This is a genomic window from Ulvibacterium sp. (assembly GCF_965228935.1).
In the GTDB taxonomy this organism is placed as follows: domain Bacteria; phylum Bacteroidota; class Bacteroidia; order Flavobacteriales; family Flavobacteriaceae; genus Ulvibacterium.
In genome coordinates, this window is record NZ_OZ245846.1 from 4,076,048 (window position 1) to 4,094,775 (window position 18,728).

At 41.6% G+C, this 18,728-nt stretch carries 20 protein-coding genes; 8 read left to right on the top strand and 12 right to left on the bottom strand.

The features are described from left to right. Nucleotides 1-12: 12 nt before the first annotated feature. The 4 genes from ACO06Y_RS17310 to ACO06Y_RS17325 all read right to left on the bottom strand — a co-directional run bounded on the left by ACO06Y_RS17310 (nucleotide 13) and on the right by ACO06Y_RS17325 (nucleotide 2,371). Nucleotides 13-612: a toll/interleukin-1 receptor domain-containing protein gene (locus tag ACO06Y_RS17310; RefSeq protein ID WP_422080265.1), complete on the bottom strand. Its 600-nt coding sequence runs from the start codon at nucleotides 610-612 to the stop codon at nucleotides 13-15. A 1-nt stretch (nucleotide 613) separates the two neighbouring features. Beyond that, nucleotides 614-1,498: a DUF4231 domain-containing protein gene (locus tag ACO06Y_RS17315; protein WP_422080266.1), complete on the bottom strand. Its 885-nt coding sequence runs from the start codon at nucleotides 1,496-1,498 to the stop codon at nucleotides 614-616. Continuing rightward, the gene (locus ACO06Y_RS17320; protein WP_422080267.1) at nucleotides 1,498-2,085 is read right to left on the bottom strand and encodes a TIR domain-containing protein; all 588 of its coding nucleotides are present in this window, start codon (nucleotides 2,083-2,085) and stop codon (nucleotides 1,498-1,500) included. The genes ACO06Y_RS17315 and ACO06Y_RS17320 overlap by 1 nt, the downstream gene beginning before the upstream one ends. Before the next feature lie 88 nt (nucleotides 2,086-2,173). Continuing rightward, nucleotides 2,174-2,371: a helix-turn-helix domain-containing protein gene (locus ACO06Y_RS17325; RefSeq protein WP_422080268.1), complete on the bottom strand. Its 198-nt coding sequence runs from the start codon at nucleotides 2,369-2,371 to the stop codon at nucleotides 2,174-2,176. An 82-nt stretch (nucleotides 2,372-2,453) separates the two neighbouring features. Here ACO06Y_RS17325 and ACO06Y_RS17330 point away from each other — a divergent pair, with 82 nt between their 5' ends. Next, the gene (locus ACO06Y_RS17330) at nucleotides 2,454-2,861 is read left to right on the top strand and encodes a glyoxalase (protein WP_422080269.1); all 408 of its coding nucleotides are present in this window, start codon (nucleotides 2,454-2,456) and stop codon (nucleotides 2,859-2,861) included. On the opposite strand, the gene ACO06Y_RS17335 is transcribed toward ACO06Y_RS17330, so the two are convergent. After that, nucleotides 2,853-3,533, bottom strand: coding sequence for a DUF2461 domain-containing protein (locus ACO06Y_RS17335; RefSeq protein ID WP_422080270.1), 681 nt, complete (start codon nucleotides 3,531-3,533; stop codon nucleotides 2,853-2,855). The two genes, ACO06Y_RS17330 and ACO06Y_RS17335, sit on opposite strands and share 9 nt — an antisense overlap. 95 nt (nucleotides 3,534-3,628) lie before the next feature. On the opposite strand from ACO06Y_RS17335, the gene epsC reads away from it, so the two are divergent. Both epsC and cysM read left to right on the top strand, forming a co-directional pair. Continuing rightward, nucleotides 3,629-4,420, top strand: a complete 792-nt coding sequence (gene epsC, locus ACO06Y_RS17340) for a serine O-acetyltransferase EpsC (RefSeq protein ID WP_422080271.1) — start codon at nucleotides 3,629-3,631, stop codon at nucleotides 4,418-4,420. Continuing rightward, entirely contained in the window at nucleotides 4,413-5,297 is an 885-nt protein-coding gene (gene cysM / locus ACO06Y_RS17345; protein WP_422080272.1) for a cysteine synthase CysM, read from the top strand. Before epsC ends, cysM begins: the two co-directional genes overlap by 8 nt. Nucleotide 5,298: 1 nt before the next feature. On the opposite strand, the gene ACO06Y_RS17350 is transcribed toward cysM, so the two are convergent. From ACO06Y_RS17350 to ACO06Y_RS17360, 3 genes are all read right to left on the bottom strand, one after another. Next, nucleotides 5,299-6,096: an alpha/beta hydrolase gene (locus ACO06Y_RS17350; protein ID WP_422080273.1), complete on the bottom strand. Its 798-nt coding sequence runs from the start codon at nucleotides 6,094-6,096 to the stop codon at nucleotides 5,299-5,301. Continuing rightward, nucleotides 6,089-6,958 (bottom strand): alpha/beta hydrolase, encoded by an 870-nt coding sequence (locus ACO06Y_RS17355; RefSeq protein ID WP_422080274.1) that lies wholly within the window; start codon nucleotides 6,956-6,958, stop codon nucleotides 6,089-6,091. Before ACO06Y_RS17355 ends, ACO06Y_RS17350 begins: the two co-directional genes overlap by 8 nt. Nucleotides 6,959-7,081: 123 nt before the next feature. After that, the gene (locus ACO06Y_RS17360) at nucleotides 7,082-7,876 is read right to left on the bottom strand and encodes a tRNA pseudouridine synthase A (RefSeq protein ID WP_422080275.1); all 795 of its coding nucleotides are present in this window, start codon (nucleotides 7,874-7,876) and stop codon (nucleotides 7,082-7,084) included. A gap of 88 nt (nucleotides 7,877-7,964) precedes the next feature. On the opposite strand from ACO06Y_RS17360, the gene ACO06Y_RS17365 reads away from it, so the two are divergent. The 4 genes from ACO06Y_RS17365 (at nucleotide 7,965) to ACO06Y_RS17380 (ending at nucleotide 11,637) form a co-directional block, all read left to right on the top strand. Beyond that, nucleotides 7,965-8,402 (top strand): hypothetical protein, encoded by a 438-nt coding sequence (locus ACO06Y_RS17365; protein WP_422080276.1) that lies wholly within the window; start codon nucleotides 7,965-7,967, stop codon nucleotides 8,400-8,402. Nucleotides 8,403-8,687: 285 nt separating this feature from the next. Next, entirely contained in the window at nucleotides 8,688-9,170 is a 483-nt protein-coding gene (locus ACO06Y_RS17370; RefSeq protein ID WP_422080277.1) for a hypothetical protein, read from the top strand. A 275-nt stretch (nucleotides 9,171-9,445) separates the two neighbouring features. Continuing rightward, the gene (locus ACO06Y_RS17375) at nucleotides 9,446-10,144 is read left to right on the top strand and encodes a response regulator transcription factor (RefSeq protein ID WP_422080278.1); all 699 of its coding nucleotides are present in this window, start codon (nucleotides 9,446-9,448) and stop codon (nucleotides 10,142-10,144) included. Further along, entirely contained in the window at nucleotides 10,141-11,637 is a 1,497-nt protein-coding gene (locus ACO06Y_RS17380; RefSeq protein ID WP_422080279.1) for an ATP-binding protein, read from the top strand. Before ACO06Y_RS17375 ends, ACO06Y_RS17380 begins: the two co-directional genes overlap by 4 nt. A gap of 109 nt (nucleotides 11,638-11,746) precedes the next feature. Here ACO06Y_RS17380 and ACO06Y_RS17385 read toward each other — a convergent pair whose 3' ends face one another. Beyond that, nucleotides 11,747-13,216 (bottom strand): magnesium chelatase, encoded by a 1,470-nt coding sequence (locus ACO06Y_RS17385; RefSeq protein ID WP_422080280.1) that lies wholly within the window; start codon nucleotides 13,214-13,216, stop codon nucleotides 11,747-11,749. Between the two features lie 15 nt (nucleotides 13,217-13,231). Further along, nucleotides 13,232-14,404, bottom strand: coding sequence for a vWA domain-containing protein (locus ACO06Y_RS17390; protein ID WP_422080281.1), 1,173 nt, complete (start codon nucleotides 14,402-14,404; stop codon nucleotides 13,232-13,234). A 123-nt stretch (nucleotides 14,405-14,527) separates the two neighbouring features. Here ACO06Y_RS17390 and ACO06Y_RS17395 point away from each other — a divergent pair, with 123 nt between their 5' ends. Next, complete coding sequence (locus tag ACO06Y_RS17395; protein WP_422080282.1) at nucleotides 14,528-15,334, top strand: DUF1853 family protein; 807 nt, start codon at nucleotides 14,528-14,530, stop codon at nucleotides 15,332-15,334. A 91-nt stretch (nucleotides 15,335-15,425) separates the two neighbouring features. Here the strand turns inward: ACO06Y_RS17395 and ACO06Y_RS17400 are convergent, their stop codons facing one another. Both ACO06Y_RS17400 and ACO06Y_RS17405 read right to left on the bottom strand, forming a co-directional pair. Further along, nucleotides 15,426-16,262 carry a DUF4249 domain-containing protein gene (locus ACO06Y_RS17400; RefSeq protein ID WP_422080283.1) on the bottom strand — a complete coding sequence of 279 codons (837 nt, stop codon included), beginning with the start codon at nucleotides 16,260-16,262 and terminating at the stop codon, nucleotides 15,426-15,428. Between the two features lie 5 nt (nucleotides 16,263-16,267). Then, nucleotides 16,268-18,682 carry a TonB-dependent receptor gene (locus ACO06Y_RS17405; RefSeq protein WP_422080284.1) on the bottom strand — a complete coding sequence of 805 codons (2,415 nt, stop codon included), beginning with the start codon at nucleotides 18,680-18,682 and terminating at the stop codon, nucleotides 16,268-16,270. Between the last annotated feature and the right edge of the window lie 46 nt (nucleotides 18,683-18,728).

Sequence of the window (18,728 nt, forward strand, 5' to 3'; positions counted from 1 at the left end):
CAGCTTTCATTTTTATAATTTCCAATTTAACACGTTATCCAATGGATGTTGCATTTTTGATGCCGAAAAAATTCTAGTTTCGTTGATCAGAGATTTCTCTAAACGATTTGTGATTTTAGAGATGTAATCATTTAGACTTTTCGTTCCTCTTATGATATGACCAACTTGCATATAATCTGGAAGAGTTTTCTCTGAGATGTCTTTTAAAGTCAAAATCGCCAATTTTAATCTATTTGGTTTTTCATCTTCCTTTAATCCATAATCTAGAATAGCTGAATGACCATAACCAACTTCAAAAGGTACCCATTGTGATTTATAAGTTTTCTCTGAAACGACTACAAGCATGTGTGTACTTTCTTTAATGCCTTTTTTAATACTTTCTGTAATTAATATAGGATTATTACTACTTGCTGCTGTTTGTAAAACATCGTCTTCTTCGTCTAAATAGTAATCAATTTCTGCTTGCTTCAAATATTTAGCAATTTCTCTGCATTGTTCTTTGTCTTCTCTTTTATGACTTATAAAAATGCACGGTCTTTTTTTTATATCAGAAGATTCTAAAATCCATATTAGGTTTTCAAGTAAAATAGCTTTGTTGTAACCCTTTTTCATTTTATTTGCGTCTTTGGGCAAGCCATAAAGTATGTTCCCTTGATATTGCATTTTCAGAATCAAGAATGAATTCTGATAATTGATTTTCTGAATTTACATTATAAGATAATTCCTTTATGAAATTTAGTTCTTCTGATGCAGTTGTATATGCTTGCTTTTGCTCTTGATGCTGTTTTATCTGTAACCAGCTAATTGCTGAAGAAGCTATAGTCGTTAGCAGTCCAACAATATTCCAATTACTATCAGGGTTACTCATCAGAATGACAACTGAGACTATAGCAAAGAATTGAGAGGCAAGTATTATCCAGAACCAAAAGTTGTATCTACCTTTATTCCACTCGGCTTTTTTTGAGTACCAGTTCTGTTGGTCTTCTATTCTATTTTTAATGTAATAATCTTTTCGTTCATTCATTGAGAGGTTACGAACCTCGAGCATTTTTGATGTTATAATTTCTTGATTTAATATTTTTGAGTCCATAGAAGCCGATAAGTCTTTAAATTCATTGGCAACTTCTCTGATTCTTTGTATGAACCTCTCTTTTACTGTATTCAAGTCTAAAGACTGTTCAAAATATTCAGCACAGGTTATAAATCTCCATGTTAAGGTTTTGCTTGATTCTGCCAACGCTCTACCTTGGTACCAAACATCCTCATATTTTCTACTTTTTAAAATGATAGTAAGTATCAAACCTAATAGCAAAAAGAACCCTGTAAAACCATAAATCCAAAATTTTTGGTTAACGTCTTGGAAGCTATATATCGCAAGCAATGCTGCAATAATCATAGACATTAAGTCGACTCTTATTATGTTCAAATAAGCCTTTTGCGATTTAATTGAAATATTATCAGCAGCTTGGTAGTAATTTGGAAAATCCTTTAATTCCATTATGGCTTTACTTTTGTTTTATTCGAAATCGGTTGGGACCTTTTGTCAAATGCTTGGTCAATATAGAATTCGGGATTAACAGTGAAATCGCTCCATTTTACTAGCACACAATATCTATCATCCTCACTCCAAGAGCATTTACCAAATGCAGGGATATAGTAATTATGACTAAACTCTCTTATAACCGTTGAATCATTTATTCCAACGTAGTTGTGGGTTCCACCACATGTTGGGCAATTATACGAGCCTTGATAAATGGAATCGTACATGGAAGGAAGTACTATTCCAAGAATACCATTTTTTGTATTATTTACACCATTGTAAAGAGATGCCTGAAGCTCTTTCTTAATGTATCTTTGTTCGTGAGACCCAAGATTCTCCGAACTTCTTGAGCCTATTAAAAAAATCGTTACTGTAGAGTCAGATAAATAGTCTTCTCTAATTTTTCGCATAATGTAATCATCATCCCAAGAGTTGATTGGTTCATCCAATGATTTGTCAATCATATCAATGTCCAATTCATCACGAATATGATTTTTGAATGCAATGTCCTCTGTTTTAAAACTTATGAAGCATTTGTGTGCCATAGTGTTCCTTTTGGTAGTTGCTAGCTTGATTTTATGAATGAAAAATACCTCTATTTGCTTTGAGATGGAGCAAAATATTTGTTTTCGTTCATTTACTGTAGGGTCTTAACTTTCCAGAAAGCCCTCTGTATCGTAAATACTTATAGTAGGTTGCTCTAGAAATATCCAGCCTTTCACATATTTCAGAAACAGTAAGTTTTCCCTCCTTAAAGTATTCCTCACAAAGTACGGCTTTTTGCTGATTTTTCTTACTTATGCCTTTGGGCGCACCTAAAACTTTTCCCACTGTTCATAACCCCGTTGAAAACTTCAAGATTTTCCAAAATTGGGATGCGCAATAACCGCTAACTTTATACAAACTTCTCGACATGAGCGATAGGTCCCATTCTCTTTTAAACATTCGTCCTAATATTCCAAAAGCTAAAATTACCCTTGAAATGACCGATGCCGAGCGTTTCCAGAACGAAGCCTTACGGCCCATTATCAAGTTTCAGAACCCCTTGCTCCTGGCCGCTTTTGCCAATTACATTACGAAACATAAAAATCGTTTCCATGATCTGGTCTTGGAAAAGCGTTTGGAATACATTGAAAATGCCATTCAAAAAGATATCAAATTCAGAAATTCCCTAAAAGGGATGATCATTGGTCAGTTTACCCTAGAGGAGTACCAAAAGTACATTCAAAACTCCTCGGCACTGAACAAGCGCATGATGGGTATGGTCATTGATCGGTTAAAGGATCAAATACAATTTTTTGAGGAGCCTGTCCTAGTCTAAGATCGATTCACCGTTGAGATTGGTGGTCAGAATATCGCTCATCAAATCAAAATAAGGTCGTATCGCTTTGAACGAATCATCCACATGCTTTGGAAAACTATCCGAGGTAACTTCATCGTCCGAAAAATTACGGACAAATATGAACTGTTTCTTTTTTATCAGGTCAATATCCGGGTGTTCCTTATCAAAACCTTTGGGTGCGGTTTTTACACCATCCCCGATCAGATCTCCCCAGACTTGCTTAAAATTCGTATCGTTGATAATCTTTCTAAATTCCGAGGCATCGAGTTCAAATTCCTTGCGTATCCGAAACAAATCTTCTTTGTTGGGATCCCAAAAACCGGTGGCCAAAAAACTTCCGCCAGGTTTTAGCTGTATATAATACCCCCCGCGTAAGCGTGCACCGGCACGGGAAAAGGAACAGGCAAAGTGGGACTTGTAGGGACTCTTGTCCTTGGAAAAACGGACGTCCCGATAAATTCGGAACACTTTCAATTTGTCTATATCGTCATGCAGCTTAAGGTTTTCCATCACCCCCGAGAAAAAGGTTTTCGCATCGGTTTCATGCTGCTTAAACTCCGATTTGTGTTCATTAAACCATTCCCGATTGTTATTTTTTTCCAGTTTTTTTAGAAAACCCAAGGATTTCTTGGTAATTGATGGCTGTAACATACGACCTAGCAGTTGTTATTTTAAGCTAAAGTTAACCATTTAGGGATTACCGATTTTGAAATATTGGTTAATTTTGAGCGTATAAGAATTTTCCCATGGATTATCGGCCCATAATTGAAAAAATCAATCTTCACAAAAAACAGCCCAATCTTAGGTATGTCCTAAAGGAAAAGGTAGAGGGCTTTACCAATCGACTTTTTTACACCCTGTTCGATAGTGATACCCCCGTAGCCGAGAATCTGGAATATCTGGAAAAGGAGTTCGATGCGATGGTGAACCTGGCGTGTTGGGAGGTGGACAAACCTTGTAAAATGCTCTGGGACAACTATGTGGTAAAACTACCTGAAATACTGGAAAGTTTGAATCTTGATGCGGAGGCCATTGTAAGTTGTGATCCGGCCACCTTATCCATTGAGGAGGTTTATATGGCCTATCCCGGCTTTTACGCCATTGCCATTTATCGTTTGGCCCATGAGCTCTATAAAACCGGTTTCCCTTTGGTTCCCCGGTTAATGACCGAATATGCCCATAGACAGACCGGTGTGGATATCAATCCCGGGGCGCAAATAGGCAAGTCTTTCTTTATCGATCACGCAACAGGTGTGGTCATCGGTGAAACCGCCTTGATCAAGGACAACGTTAAGATTTATCAGGGGGTTACGCTTGGAGCCTTGTACGTCGCCAAGGATCTGCAAAGAACGAAGCGTCACCCTACTATTGAGGATAATGTAACCATTTATGCCAATGCCACCATTTTAGGGGGTGAAACGGTTATCGGGGCACATAGCGTCATTGGCGGTAACGCTTGGTTGACTTCCTCCATTCCTCCCCATTCCACGGTCTTTCACACCCCTGAGATTAAGATCAAAACCTCTTCCAATGTCTAAAAATATCCTGGATTTGATCGGGAATACACCCCTTGTGGAATCCCGCGTGCTGAACCAAAATCCCAATGTAAAGCTATTTTTTAAACTGGAAGGGCACAATCCGGGCGGAAGTGTCAAGGACCGTGCAGCGTACAATATGCTAAAAAGTGGTCTGGAACGGGGCGATATCTCAAAGGAGTCCAGATTGATCGAGGCGACCAGTGGCAATACGGGCATTGCACTGGCCATGATCGCAGGAATCTATGGACTTACCATTGAATTGGTAATGCCAGAAAATGCGACTAAAGAAAGGGTACAGACCATGCGGGCCTATGGGGCCAAGGTAACCTTAACCTCTTCTGAAACCGGGATTGAAGGCGCTCGAGACTATGCCGAGGCCAAGGTGAAAAACGAAGGATTTACCATGGTCAACCAATTTGCCAATGACGATAATTGGAAGGCCCATCTTAAGACGACCGGACCGGAGATATGGAGGGATACCCAAGGGCAGATTACCCATTTTGTATCGGCCATGGGAACTACAGGGACCATTATGGGAACTTCTACCTATTTAAAGGAGCAAAACAAGGCCATAGAAATTGTTGGGGTACAACCCACGGATAATTCCAGTATTCCCGGTATTCGGAAATGGCCTAAGGAATACCTTCCCAAGATTTTTGATGCGTCCAAGGTGGATCGAATTATGGAGGTGAGCCAGGATGAAGCCAAGGCTATGGCCAAGCGTTTGGCCAAGGAAGAAGGTATCTTTTCGGGAATGAGCAGTGGCGGTGCGGCCACAGTTGCTTTGCGCTTGGCGGAAACCTTGGAAAGCGGTACCCTGGTTTCCATTGTCTGTGATCGGGGCGACCGTTATCTCTCATCGGATCTGTTTGAATAGCCTAGCGCAACGCTTTATCGATTCCTTGTTGAAATATAGGGGATGATTGCAAATAATTATGTCTTCCCCCTTCTATGGTAAACAATTGTTTTGCGCTGCCCGGAATGGATTCGTACAGCCTTTTTGCGGAATCATAGGGGATTACCGCGTCCTCCGTACCATGAAAAATGAAAATCGGACAGTTGACCTCCTTCAGATATTCGTGGGACGGGAACCTATATCTGGAAAGTAGGGATACGGGCAAGAAAGGGAAGCGATGTTTCCCCAAGTCCACCGCACTGTAAAAAGGGGATTCCAAAATTAACCGGCAGGGGTTGTTTTTTGCCGCCAATCGGGAAGCGATCCCGGTACCAAAGGAACGGCCATATACTATGATATCATTCTCCTCATAATGCTGTAACGTATACTCATAAAACAGCTGGGCATCCTTGTTCAAGGCTTCTTCGCTTAAAGCTCCCGTACTCTTGCCATATGTCCGGTAATCTACAAAAATAGCATCATACCCCTTATCGGAAATGCGATTGGCGACATGGTACAAATTGGAAATATTTCCGGAGTTGCCATGAAAGTAGAGCACTACCCCTTTTTCACTACCGTTTTTAATATGCACCGCATTTAACTTCGCACCGTCATCCGTCTCCAGAAAAAACTCGTCAAAAGATTGGCAAAAATCGTAGGTGTGCTCCATAGGCATCGCCGAGGGGAAAAAAATTAAACGCTCTTGGAAAAAATAGGCCAAAAGGGTTAGTCCCAAGTAGAGAACGCCAAGGAGTATTCCGGCTTTCTTAAGTCTACGCATTGATTCTTTTGGTTGAATGTCTTACGTTGATGCTGGAACCTTCCAAATTCACTTCCTTTGGCCTTGTGGTGATGATTTCAGTCAATATTTTATGATACGATTCAAAAGTGTTCAGATTTTTATGGCCTCCCCCAATAATGGTGTGCAAGGTGGTCAGTTTCGGTTGTATCTTGGAAAGCTTAACACTGGTTTTATAGGGAATCAATCGATCATCCGTGCCATGGATGATATGGATAGGGCACCTTACATATTTTAACCATTTGTTCGTGGGCATGGGGAATTTGATCAATAAGGACAACGGCATAAAGGGGAGATATCGTTTGGCCACCTTACTTAAACTATAATAGGGCGCATCCAAAATGAGCATTCTGGGATCGTTCATGGAAGCCAATTTGGCCGCAAATCCGGATCCCAAAGATCGTCCATAAAGAATAATATACTTTTCACGGACGTTTTCCTTTACCTTATTATAGATAACCTGTAAGTCCCTTTTTATGGCCTTTTGGGTACGGCGCCCCGTACTTTTGCCGAACCCCCGGTAATCTACCATGAGTACGTCATACCCATGCCGGGTGAAATCAACGGCAAACTTTCCCCATCCACGGATGCTCTTTGAATTGCCTTTTAAGTAAAACACCAATCCTTTGGGGTTTTTTGCCTTAAAGCGCAACCCGTTGATGATCGCTCCATCCCTGGTTTCTATATTGTATTCCTCGGTCTCCTGATTTTCATAATGGAACTGAAAATCCTTTGGAAGTTTTTCAGGCTTAAACATTAAATAATCCTGTAGGAAATACAGCAAGATGCTAATAATCAGGTACATCCCAAGAACAAAACATAGAATAGATAACCATAATGGCATACCATGCGTTTTTCAACAATGTACAAAAAATGATATAAACCCATTTTTACCAAGTCGGTAAAAGCATACGCCAGGTCTGCCCCGATTAAATACTACTATCGTCTTGGTCGAGCCAAAAGCAATCTAAGACTCGTCTTTTGCAAACTCCAATCCATTCAATACAAGACCCGATCCCGGGGCCACATAGGTGAGTTGTATTTCCGACCCTGCAATCAATGATGAGCGTATGTTTTCCAAGCTGAGCTCTCCCTTGCCCAATAACACCAATGCGCCCATCATCATTCGGATCTGGTAACGCATAAAACCGGCTCCGCTAACGTGGAATGCATAACTATCCTCAGGGAAGAAATTGGCCTTAAGCAAGGTATTTGGTCTTATTTCACAGGAAATAATGGTACGGACAGTCTTTGTATTTTTCTGTAATCGGGATGTGTACGTTGAAAAATCGTGTGTGCCCACAAATAGCTGGGCTGCCTTCTTCATCGATTCAATATCCAAATCCTCCAAAAAATTGGCCATGAAAGGCGCACAAAAAGGATGATTTTTTTGCCCGAAGGAAAACAAGTACACGTATTCCTTAATCTTCGCATCCAGAATGATGTTGAAGTCCGATTTTGTTTCCTCCATGGACAGTATCCGAATATCCAGCGGTAGATTTGCATTGAAGAGCCCTATGAAATGGTCCATATTTTGAATAGGTGATTCCTTAAAAGTCAAGGTAAATGCGGCCGCCAATGCCGATACCTTGGCATCCGTCCTACCTGCCCCCAAGATTTTGAAAGGAACACCGGGAACTATGAATTTCAGCGTTTTAACGAGCATTCCTTCTATGGTCCTTAGGTTAGGCTGTTTTTGCCAACCGCTGTATCTAAAACCTAAAAACTGTACCCTTAGAATATACACATGGTTTTCCTTCATAATTTACGTGCATCTATGATTTTATATGCTCCACAAACTACTGCTTTTTTGTATTTTGTAAGGTATTCAACCATCAAACCTTTTAATTATGAGCACTCGATCGATGGAAAAACCACCGCTGTGGTTCTGGATAGTCAGTATATTGGCATTGCTCTGGAACCTCATGGGGGTATTGGCCTATCTACAACAGGCCTTTATGACCGAAGAGGCCTTGGCGGCACTGTCTGAAGCTGAAAGAGCGTTATTGGAGACACGGCCGGCCTGGGCTACCGCCGCATTTGCCTTGAACGTGTGGGGAGGTCTGTTGGGCTGTACTGCCCTCTTGCTTCGGAAAAAATGGGCAAGGCCCGTACTATTGATCTCCCTCGTCGGTATACTGGTACAAATGTTCCATTCTCTTTTTATCGGTAAGAACCTAGAGGTGTATGGCCCCGGGGAAATCAGTATGCCCCTACTTATTATTTTGATTGGTGTAGGGTTAGTAGTTTTTGCACGGATTTCCACAAAAAAACTTTGGCTTGGCTAGAGGACTTAAGGTTTTTTTGTCGAATTTTATGTTTCAAATGCCATAGTATAGTTCTGAATTTGAAGGAAAACAGGGAAAGTCGGCGAAATCTACTTCATCTATCTTGAAACTGATTTGATATGGCTCGATTTATCCCAAATTGTTTCCGATGATGGGAAAGGACACCACACTTTTTTGGCATTTGGCAACATAAATTGCCCTTTATCGAAAATTTGAAATAAACTACAATATGGTCTCGTTGTAGGCTTTGAATTATTGTTCCCCGAAACCTGAAAAATTAGTATCATGAATTCCATTTTGAGATTAGTGCCCTGGAAACGTTGCATTTACATTTCCATGGTAGTACTTGGAGCGTTGATTGTTTCTAGCTTTTACGGACTTTACACCAATAAATTTTATTTTCTGAAGCCGGATAACTATATTTTCCCGTTGCTCACCGTGGCCCATTTCACGTTTTTATATGTGCTTTGGTTCAAAATCACCGAGAATGAAGTGACCGATCCCCAAATGCGAAATTTGGAATATGCGCTTTATGTCATTTTTCTGCTCTATATCTTTAAATTCATTGAATCCATCTATATTTTGATGAGCTACAATATGTATGAAAACCACATAATTCCAAAAACGTTCATTCCAATTGGGGGTTTGATCCTTTTCCTGCACTTTTTATTGTTAGGACTTACCCTATTGGCATTTCATTACAGAAAAAGCCTTATAGGCGATTATAGATTTGATGACATAAACCGGCAAATCGATTCCTGGGAATAGAAATCATATTATGTTCAAAATACTTAAAATGGCCCTGGACACCCAAGGGCCTTTTTCTATTCCAGACAGCTCTGTAAAATGGATATTGGCTTATCCTGTTAAAAATGTTGGCCCAGAATTGTAAGGCTCACAAAAAAAATACGGCTATAGGAAAAATGAAGGATTCTCTATATTGATAGGTATACTTTATGGGGTCAAAAAAAATGGAAGGACATTTTTAAATTACCCGTGATATCTATGTGATATTTTTTGATTTTTTTCGTATCAAACTAACTATGAAACAACTACTGATTATTGAGGATGATCTTGAGATAGTGAAGCTACTCGAGATACATTTGGCCGATTTGAACTATGTTACCTCCAAGGCGGCCGATGGCCATTTAGGTTATCAAATGGCATTGGAAAACGACTATGATCTAATTTTACTGGATTTGACCCTACCAGGAATGGATGGTACGGAAATTTGCAAAAAGCTACGGGCCGAAAAAAGCACACCTATAATAATGTTGACGGCAAAATCCGAGGAAATCGACAGGGTACTGGGACTTGAGATCGGGGCCGATGATTATATTACCAAACCTTTTAGTATACGGGAGCTTTTGGCCAGGATAAAGGCGGTACTACGACGTACGGATATGATCCAAACGGACAAAAAGGATACCTCCACTATCTCGGCCGAGGGGCTTTTTATCGATATCGATAAGCGAAAGGTGCTTTTGAAGGACAAAAAAGTGGAACTGTCCCCCAAGGAATTTGAACTCCTTACCTTAATGGCCTCCAATCCGGGACGTAACTACACCCGAACCGAATTATTGAATATGATATGGGGCTACAATTTTGAAGGTTACGAGCATACCGTAAATTCGCATATAAATCGGTTACGTGCCAAGATAGAGTCGGACATGGCCCGCCCTAATTACATCTTGACCACTTGGGGCGTTGGTTATAAATTTAACGAAGATATAGCGGTATGAGCAATTCCCAAAAGACCCTTACGCCACGATTGGTAAAGAAGTTATGGCTGGTGTTTGTCTTTCTAATACTTCTGATGGGCATATCCTATATTGTTATTACAGGATATTTTGCCAATAAGTACTATCAGGAGACCACCCAACGTCTCAATTCCGAATTGGCCAATCACGTCATTGAGGAAAAATTTCAAAATGCCTCGCCATTTCTTGAGGATGGTAGCGTCAATAAGGCCCTGTTCGGTGACTTGATGCACGATATGATGGCGGTAAACCGAGGAATAGAGGTATATCTTTTGAACGATACCGGGCAGATTTTATATTCCGTTGTCCTTGATCATGGGGACAACGCCCCGGAACAAAGTGTTTCCCTTGCCCCTATTAAATCTTTTATACAAAATGACGGGAAAGACTTTGTATTGGGGGATGATCCCAGAAACCCGGGTGAACAGAAGATTTTTTCTGCGGCCCAGTTCAATATTGATGGGCGCGAGGGATATATCTATATTGTCCTTGAAGGTGTGGAATTTCAATTGGTAAGCAGTAATCTTTTAGGGCAGTATTTCGCCAAACTAGGAATACGGGCGGTCATTTTAACCACTTTTTTTACAGCCTTAGTGGGATTGTTGAGTATCTGGTTCCTTACCAAAAATCTACGCTTAATTACGGGTACCATTCGTAGGTTTCAAGAGGGAGATCTTGAAGCGCGGGTCGAAAACCCCGAAAAATCGGATATTGAGGTTTTTGCCAAATCCTTTAATGATATGGCCGATACCATTGTCGGTAATATGGATAAGATGAAATCAGTTGATTTGTTACGAAGGGAACTTATTGCCAACGTGTCTCATGACCTAAGAACCCCATTGGCCGTTCTAAAGGGTTATATTGAAACGCTACAAATGAAAAGGGACTCGCTTTCGGAGAGCGAGAAACAAGAGTATCTTAAAATTACTCATGGCAATGTAAACAAGCTTTCCAAGCTTATCGATCAACTGTTCGAATACTCCAAACTTGAGGCGGAACAGGTTACTCCCATAAAAGAACCCTTTTCGATTACCGAACTGTCCCATGATCTTATTGCCAAGTTCAAGGTGTTGGCCGATCAAAAGAAGATAGATCTCCATTTGGAAAACCCGGAAGAGAACAGTATGGTCTTTGCCGATGTAAGTTTGGTGGAAAGGGCATTGCAAAATCTTATCGAAAATGCCTTAAAATATACCCAATCCAACGGTAAAGTGACCCTGTCAATCCAACGGAAGGACAAAAACGTTGAAATAAACATTACAGATACAGGAAATGGCATACCCATTAACGAGCAGCCTTTCATTTTTGACCGATATAAACAAGTCGTGAACAAGGATGCCAAAAAGCAAGGTTATGGCCTGGGGCTTGCCATTGTAAAGAAAATCATGGATTTGCACGATACCACAATAACCGTGTTGAGCAAACCCAAAGAAGGAAGTTCCTTTATTTTTAATTTACCGGCTTATCAAATTTGACGGGAAAATTGTTGCTATGAAAAGAAGTGCCCTGACCGGATTTGTCCGTCGGGGCGTCTTCTTCTTTTATTGTATGTCAACAAGCAGCATTTAAGTGCAGGCGGCGTCATTAAAGACCACTGATAAAACTTCCATAAAGATCCTTAAACTGATACCCTTCGGTAAACCGATGTTTGCTCAATTTTTTGTGAGCGACCAGTCCCCACAACAACAGCTCTTTAAGAAAATGGACATCTTTCTTGGGGAAATCCGGCTGGTATTCCTTGATCAATTGATTCAGCGCGGGTATACTATCCAAGGCCCGTTTATACTCTTCATCCGTATAATCGTCCAAAAGCTCAAAACCTTCACCCTCAAAAAACCAATGTGCCAGGTCATCATAAGGGGTCTCTTCGTTCTTTCGTTCCAATTTATTGATTTTTGGAAAGTATTCCGGGAATACCGATTTCACCGCATCATCAATAAGTATTTCGGCAACGGCATCCGCTCCTTCCTGTTCCCCCTCGTATACCAGTTCTATTTTTCCGGTAATGGAAGGAATAACCCCTAAGAAATCACTTAGCCGAACACTGGTATTATCCGCACCGGACAGTAAGGCCCTCCGTTCCGCCGTACTCAATAAATTTTCGAAAGCGGTAATACTGGCCCTGGCACTTACCCCACTTTTAAAATCTACATACTCACTGTTCCGGGCCTCAAAACTGATCTGTTCCAACAAATCCTTGGCCAAATCCGGCACATATACCAGATTTGTTTGCCGGGCGTCCAAATTGGACTCCTGCTCCGTAATTTTTCGCGCCGTTTCTATGTCTTCCGGGTAATGTGTCAATATTTGGGAGCCGATTCTGTCCTTTAAGGGGGTTACAATGCTTCCTCTATTGGTATAGTCCTCGGGATTCGCCGTAAACACAAATTGGATATCCAGGGGCAATCGTAATTTAAAGCCCCGTATCTGGATATCGCCTTCTTGAAGGATGTTAAAAAGTGATACCTGGATTCTGGCCTGTAGATCGGGTAGTTCGTTGATTACAAAAATGGATCGGTTGGCCCTTGGGATCATCCCAAAATGGATGACACGGTCATCGGCATAGGACAACTTTAAATTGGCCGCCTTAATAGGGTCTACATCCCCGATCAAATCCGCTACGGTTACATCCGGGGTCGCCAACTTTTCATAAAACCGATCATCCCTATGCAACCATGAAATAGGGGTTGCATCCCCATGTTCTTCAATGAGTCGTTTTGCCGAACGGGATATCGGTTTAAACGGATCGTCATTGATTTCAGAGCCTTGCACTATGGGTATCCATTCATCCAAAAGGTTTACCATAAGTCTAGCCAACCGTGTCTTGGCCTGCCCCCGTAATCCCAGCAAGTTGATATTATGTCGGGAGAGGATGGCCCTTTCCAATTCGGGGATTACCGAGTTCTCATAACCCCATACCCCGGTAAACGTCTCCTCCCCTGCCTTGATTTTTTCACGCAAATTGTCACGCAGTTCATCCTTAATACTTTTTCCTTGATACCCTGCCTTTTTTAGCTCGCCAAGTGTGGTAATCTCCGTATATTTCAATGTCATAGATTTTTTCTGCTTTTATCCTTTTAGTCTTTTGCGTCGGTTCGATTCATAATCCTCAAAAATCATTTCGCCCAATCCCTTTAATCCCGTGAAAAAGGCCTTCCCCTTGTTCGCTTCCGTAAAATGACGGATAAATCGCATAAGGTAGGGATCTTGGGCAATCATAAACGTAGTAATGGGAATATGTAGTTTTCTAGCCTGCCTGGCCATATTGTAGCATTTTTCCACAATGTAATCATCCAAACCGACACTATTTTTGTAATATGTACCATCCGGCAATCGCAAACAACTGGGCTTACCATCGGTAATCATAAAAATCTGTTTATTGGTATTCCGCTTTCTCCGGAGCATGTCCATAGCCAATTGTAGACCGGCCACCGTATTCGTATGATACGGTCCAACCTTTAAATAGGGCAGATCTTTTATGGGAATAGGCCACGCATCGTTTCCAAAGACCAAAATGTCCAAGGTGTCCTTGGGATATCTTGTCGTAATCAGTTCAGCCAAGGCCATAGCGACCTTTTTAGCGGGTGTAATGCGATCTTCGCCGTACAAGATCATACTATGGCTAATATCGATCATCAGTACCGTACTCATTTGGGCCTTGTAGTGGGTATCCTCCACAACCAAATCTTCCTCGCTCAATGAAAAGTTTCCGATACCATGGTTTATCTGGGCATTTTTTAGGCTCTCGGTCATTGAGATATGTTCCAAGGCATCGCCATAACGGTATTCCCTAAAATCGCCGGTGTGTTCGTCCCCCCGACCGGAAGAACCTGTTTTATGATTGCCAGCACCCCTTCTTTTAAGTTTGCCAAAGATTTGATCTAGGGCTCTTTGGCGAATTATCCGTTCCATTTTTGCAGTAATGGAGATAGTCCCATTTCCATCGCCATCTTCCCCATCTTCCCCATTTTCACCTGCATCGGACTGCCCATCCCCTTCTTCAAACTCCTCGCGGATATATCCTTTCGCTTTTAGGTCCTCGATAAAATCGTCAATGGTATAGTTCTCATCGGTAAGTTCATACTCCTTATCCAATTCACGCAACCAGTCGATTGCCTCGTCAAAATCACCTGAGGTATGCGTAATAAGTTCCTGGAAAATATCAAAGAGTTTTTCAAAGGGAGTCTGTTCCGGAGCTTCGTAGGGAACAAAGCGAAAACCTTTTCTTGTCATCATAGCCATTATATAAAATTAACACATTTGGCAGAATCAAATCCGGTTTTAAAGAAAACTTAACTTTATACGTTCAAACCTAAGGAAATCATCCATATTAAATAGTACTATCGGTATTTTTTCCCAGTAAAGATGATTAAAAAACAATTTCATGGTTTTCTGAACACCCCTCCTCTTTGGAGGAATTCGCAATTCGGCATACGCCAATTTAACTTCCCCAAAATCGATTTGAACCGTTTTTCAACGCGGCCCATTCCCCAAGGAATTCGATTGGGCCATCAGATGGAACATGTGTTTCAACAGTGCATTACCCATTCGGATACCTATGAAATCTTGTTACATGGTTTACCCATTAAAGAGGGCAACCGCACCATCGGTGAAATCGATTTTATCCTGAAGGAAGTTCAAACCCAAAAATTGATTCATGTAGAGCTCACCTATAAATTCTACATCATCGACCCAAAAATATCCGAACCCATACATCGTTTAATGGGCCCCAATAGAAGGGATATGTTCTTTACCAAAATGGAAAAAATTAAGGAAGAACAATTCCCCTTGTTGCATTCTCATGAAGGAATAAAAGCTTTGTCCGGTAAGGCCATCGATTCTACTAAAATTGAACATCAGGCATGCTTTAAGGCCCAATTGTTCACTCCTTTTGAAAATACAAAGGTGCCTATTAGACCATTGAATGTGGATTGTATTCTTGGCTACTGGCTTCGCTTTGATGATTTCAATACCAAAGAATTTCGATCCAATACCTATTATATTCCTTTTAAATCGGAATGGGCGGTTGTACCTCATACTGATGTCCCCTGGGTGTCCCACCTCGAAGTCCTGATGGAAGTAAACCTTAGAATGCTCAAGGAAAATGCTCCTATGATCTGGATGAAAAAACCCGACGGCCAAATTGACAAGTTCTTTGTGGTATGGTGGTAAAAAGCCGCCTAAATTGAACCTACCTCTTCTACAAAGGCAACTTCCTTAGACGGCCCTTGGAAACCCAAAAATCAGCAACAAAGATTTTCAGTTATTCAAATTCATAACTGGCCCTTACCACTTGTGTCAACCGAAAATAACCATGGGCGTAATTATCCGGATCGGTCAGATTTATACAATTTCCCCTCAGGTCTACGGGAATGGTGGCAAAAAGGTCTACACCTCCGGATTGTTCAATAAGGATACGGATGTAATTGTAGTAATCTTCCGAAATTCCGTAAAGGGCAATATCGATTATATCACCGGGGACAAACTCCTCGGTATCGTCGTCATCGTCTTTTTCATAATACCAAGGGATTTCGTTTCCATTTACAAACTCATCGTCCAAATCCTCAAAATCCGGCAGCAAATCCCCCCGTTCCTGAAACCTAAAGAGATAATAGTTGTCCTCCTCCTCGGGATCCGTAAAGAAAATATTAACCTCCAGTGCCTCATCGTCAAAACCATCCTCGCGGGATTGGTTGATTTCGGTGATGTCCGTCACTGACATCAAGGTCTCGGTGGCGCTATAGGTTTCCCCATCATATTGTATTTCCAGGGTGTAGGATTGATTGATTATAGGAACAAACGAACTCGTACGATACTCCCCGTTGCCCTCATCCGCAAAAATAAACTCGGTACCATTGGAATCATTGGTGACCTTTACTGAAGCACCGGTTACAGCGGTGTTTGTTGTGGTATCAAAAAAAGCGGTGGACATCCTCAACTTAATGGTCTGTTCATTTCCAGTGGTTCCCTTTTCCCAGTCCAGGGAGGCCTCAACGGTTAATCTTGAGGGAGCGGTCTGTACGTCCACATCTATTACATCTTCACAGGATATAAAGGTTAGGGTCAGAAACAATATTGCGGTTTTAAAAAGAGTCTTCATTTTAATTAAAATTTAAAGTTATAGGTTACTGAGGGTACCATTCCAAAAATTGCAACTCGGGTGGCCTGATTGGCCCCTGTCTCTATATTTTGTCCAAATGAGATTGCAGCGGCATTTTTACGATTGTACAGGTTATAGATACTAAAGACCCATTCCCCTTTCCACCGTTTTTCTGGCCGTCTATTGGGAATATAGGTTGCCGAGACATCCAATCTATGATAAGCCGGCAAACGATCCGAGTTCCTATCCGAATAACTGGCAATGGATAGGCCCTCATACTCATACTGGCCATTGGGATAGGTAACAGGTCTTCCAGTTTGGAATACCAGATTGGTTCCAAAGCTCCACTTGTCGTTTAATCGGTACGCACCGGTCAAGGAAAGGTCATGTGTACGATCAAAGGGGGTATAGTACCATTTGCCGTCATTTATTCCCGGCCCTCCTGCATTACCTCCCGGTGTCCTTTGCTCCGATTTTGACAAGGTATAGGCCAGCCACCCGGTCAACCTACCTTCGGTCTTTCGTACCAAGAATTCCAGACCATAGGCGCGGGATTCCCCATTAAGGATTTCGGTCTCAATCGTATTGTTGCCTATAAGATCCGACCCATCGATATAATCGATTCGATTGGAAGTTGTCTTATAATACGCTTCCACTTCCAGTGAAAAGGTCTTGTCCAGAAAATTTCTAAAGTAACCCAAGGCATATTGGTCGGACAATTGCGGTTCGATGAATTGTCCACTTGGCGTCCAAACGTCCAATGGGGTTACCGTAGTGGTATTGGACAACAAATGAATGTATTGGGCAACCCTAGAATATCCCGCCTTTACCGAGGAGACATCATTTAATTGGTATGCGAGGGACACTCGGGGTTCCAAATTGCCAAAGCTTTTTATGGTCTCACCCTTTCCAAAGTCCGTTTCTCCGATTTCCGTACCGCGCTGGTAAATACCCAGGGTGCTGTTATAGACTACAGGCTGATCGTTGGCATAATCTACCATGGCCTGCCCGCCCAAACGGTTAAAGACACTATAACGCAATCCGTATTGTGCGGTCAACTTATCCGTAAGCTTGTGTTCCGCATCGATATAGGCTGCACTTTCAAGGGCTTTCTTCCGGTCGAGCGACAGTGGGTTTATGGCCGATGTTTCCGAAGTGGGCCGTACCTGACCGGGGTCAAAATCGTAATATATACTGCTTGCCCCGAAGTCCAATTTAAACCTGTCGTTTACGTAATAAGCAAGGTCATACTTTAGGTTGTAGTTATTGATGGAAGAAATCCATTCAAACTCCTCGATCTTTATCCCAAGATCATAATCGTATTTGCTATAGATAAGGGAAAGGTTGGAAAAGAGACGATCATTAAAAATATGGTTCCAACGCAGGTTTCCGGATAAATTTCCGTAGCTGCTATCAAAGCTATCCCCAAAATCAAAAGCATCCCTCCCAAAGTACCCCGAAAGAAAGAGTCTATTGTTCTGGTTTAGGTTGTAATTGGTCTTAAGGTTTAGGTCATAAAAGTAGGCACTGTTCTTTTCACCGGCCGCCTTTAACAAAAGATGGGCATAGGAGCCTCTTCCCGCGACCAAAAAGGAGCCCTTGTCCTTGAACATGGGACCCTCGGCTGCCAATCTACTTGAAATTGCCCCGATTCCTCCGGTAAGGAAAAAGTTTTTGCTGTTCCCATCCTTTTGTCGAATATCCAAGACCGAGGAGACCCTTCCCCCAAAACGGGCGGGGATTCCCCCTTTATATAATTTCATGTCCTTTATGGCATCCGCGTTGAATACGGAAAAGAAACCCAACAAGTGGGAAGTGTTATAAATAATGGCCTCATCCAACAATACCAGGTTTTGGTCAACGGCCCCGCCCCTTACATTAAATCCACTGGATCCTTCCCCATTATTCGTGACACCCGGCAATAGTTGAATCGATTTTAGGACATCGACCTCACCTAAAACCACGGGCATTTGCTTTACCGTTTTAATATTGAGCTTGGCAATACTCATTTCGGGTTTTTTGAGACTTATGCGTTCCGACTCCTCGGCGGTTACGACAATCTCATCCAATCGGGTCGTGTACTCTTCAACTTCGAAATCCAATTTTTGGTTTTCGTTCAATTGTATTTCTTGATTTATTTCCAAATAGCCCATATAGGATATTGTTAAAACATAGTTTCCTTTTGGGGCCGTTATGGAATAAAAACCGTATTCATTGGTTACCACGCCTATGTTGGTGTCCTTTAAAAATACGGAGGCACCGAATAAGGTTTCTCCGTTGGCCTTATCGGTAATTATACCATTTATGGTATAGCCATCCTGACTGAAAACGAAGGCATTGACCATAAGTATGCCCAGGAAGATGAGGAAGGTCTTGATACTTTTTTTCGGGAGATTTTTTGACTTCGAATTGATGAACATGTTCAAATGTTTTTGGGTTTAAAATTCTTACGCTCTATTGACAGCT

Excerpts from the sequence above, each read along its gene's own strand:
- ACO06Y_RS17360 (WP_422080275.1), bottom strand. The coding sequence starts at position 7,876 with ATGAAGGAAAACCATGTGTATATTCTAAGGGTACAGTTTTTAGGTTTT.
- ACO06Y_RS17405 (WP_422080284.1), bottom strand. The coding sequence starts at position 18,682 with ATGTTCATCAATTCGAAGTCAAAAAATCTCCCGAAAAAAAGTATCAAG.
- ACO06Y_RS17370 (WP_422080277.1), top strand. The coding sequence starts at position 8,688 with ATGAATTCCATTTTGAGATTAGTGCCCTGGAAACGTTGCATTTACATT.
- ACO06Y_RS17350 (WP_422080273.1), bottom strand. The coding sequence starts at position 6,096 with ATGCGTAGACTTAAGAAAGCCGGAATACTCCTTGGCGTTCTCTACTTG.
- ACO06Y_RS17385 (WP_422080280.1), bottom strand. The coding sequence starts at position 13,216 with ATGACATTGAAATATACGGAGATTACCACACTTGGCGAGCTAAAAAAG.
- ACO06Y_RS17355 (WP_422080274.1), bottom strand. The coding sequence starts at position 6,958 with ATGCCATTATGGTTATCTATTCTATGTTTTGTTCTTGGGATGTACCTG.
- ACO06Y_RS17310 (WP_422080265.1), bottom strand. The coding sequence starts at position 612 with ATGAAAAAGGGTTACAACAAAGCTATTTTACTTGAAAACCTAATATGG.
- ACO06Y_RS17335 (WP_422080270.1), bottom strand. The coding sequence starts at position 3,533 with ATGTTACAGCCATCAATTACCAAGAAATCCTTGGGTTTTCTAAAAAAA.
- ACO06Y_RS17330 (WP_422080269.1), top strand. The coding sequence starts at position 2,454 with ATGAGCGATAGGTCCCATTCTCTTTTAAACATTCGTCCTAATATTCCA.
- ACO06Y_RS17400 (WP_422080283.1), bottom strand. The coding sequence starts at position 16,262 with ATGAAGACTCTTTTTAAAACCGCAATATTGTTTCTGACCCTAACCTTT.
- ACO06Y_RS17375 (WP_422080278.1), top strand. The coding sequence starts at position 9,446 with ATGAAACAACTACTGATTATTGAGGATGATCTTGAGATAGTGAAGCTA.
- ACO06Y_RS17365 (WP_422080276.1), top strand. The coding sequence starts at position 7,965 with ATGAGCACTCGATCGATGGAAAAACCACCGCTGTGGTTCTGGATAGTC.
- ACO06Y_RS17320 (WP_422080267.1), bottom strand. The coding sequence starts at position 2,085 with ATGGCACACAAATGCTTCATAAGTTTTAAAACAGAGGACATTGCATTC.
- epsC (WP_422080271.1), top strand. The coding sequence starts at position 3,629 with ATGGATTATCGGCCCATAATTGAAAAAATCAATCTTCACAAAAAACAG.
- ACO06Y_RS17390 (WP_422080281.1), bottom strand. The coding sequence starts at position 14,404 with ATGGCTATGATGACAAGAAAAGGTTTTCGCTTTGTTCCCTACGAAGCT.
- ACO06Y_RS17395 (WP_422080282.1), top strand. The coding sequence starts at position 14,528 with ATGATTAAAAAACAATTTCATGGTTTTCTGAACACCCCTCCTCTTTGG.
- ACO06Y_RS17380 (WP_422080279.1), top strand. The coding sequence starts at position 10,141 with ATGAGCAATTCCCAAAAGACCCTTACGCCACGATTGGTAAAGAAGTTA.
- ACO06Y_RS17315 (WP_422080266.1), bottom strand. The coding sequence starts at position 1,498 with ATGGAATTAAAGGATTTTCCAAATTACTACCAAGCTGCTGATAATATT.
- cysM (WP_422080272.1), top strand. The coding sequence starts at position 4,413 with ATGTCTAAAAATATCCTGGATTTGATCGGGAATACACCCCTTGTGGAA.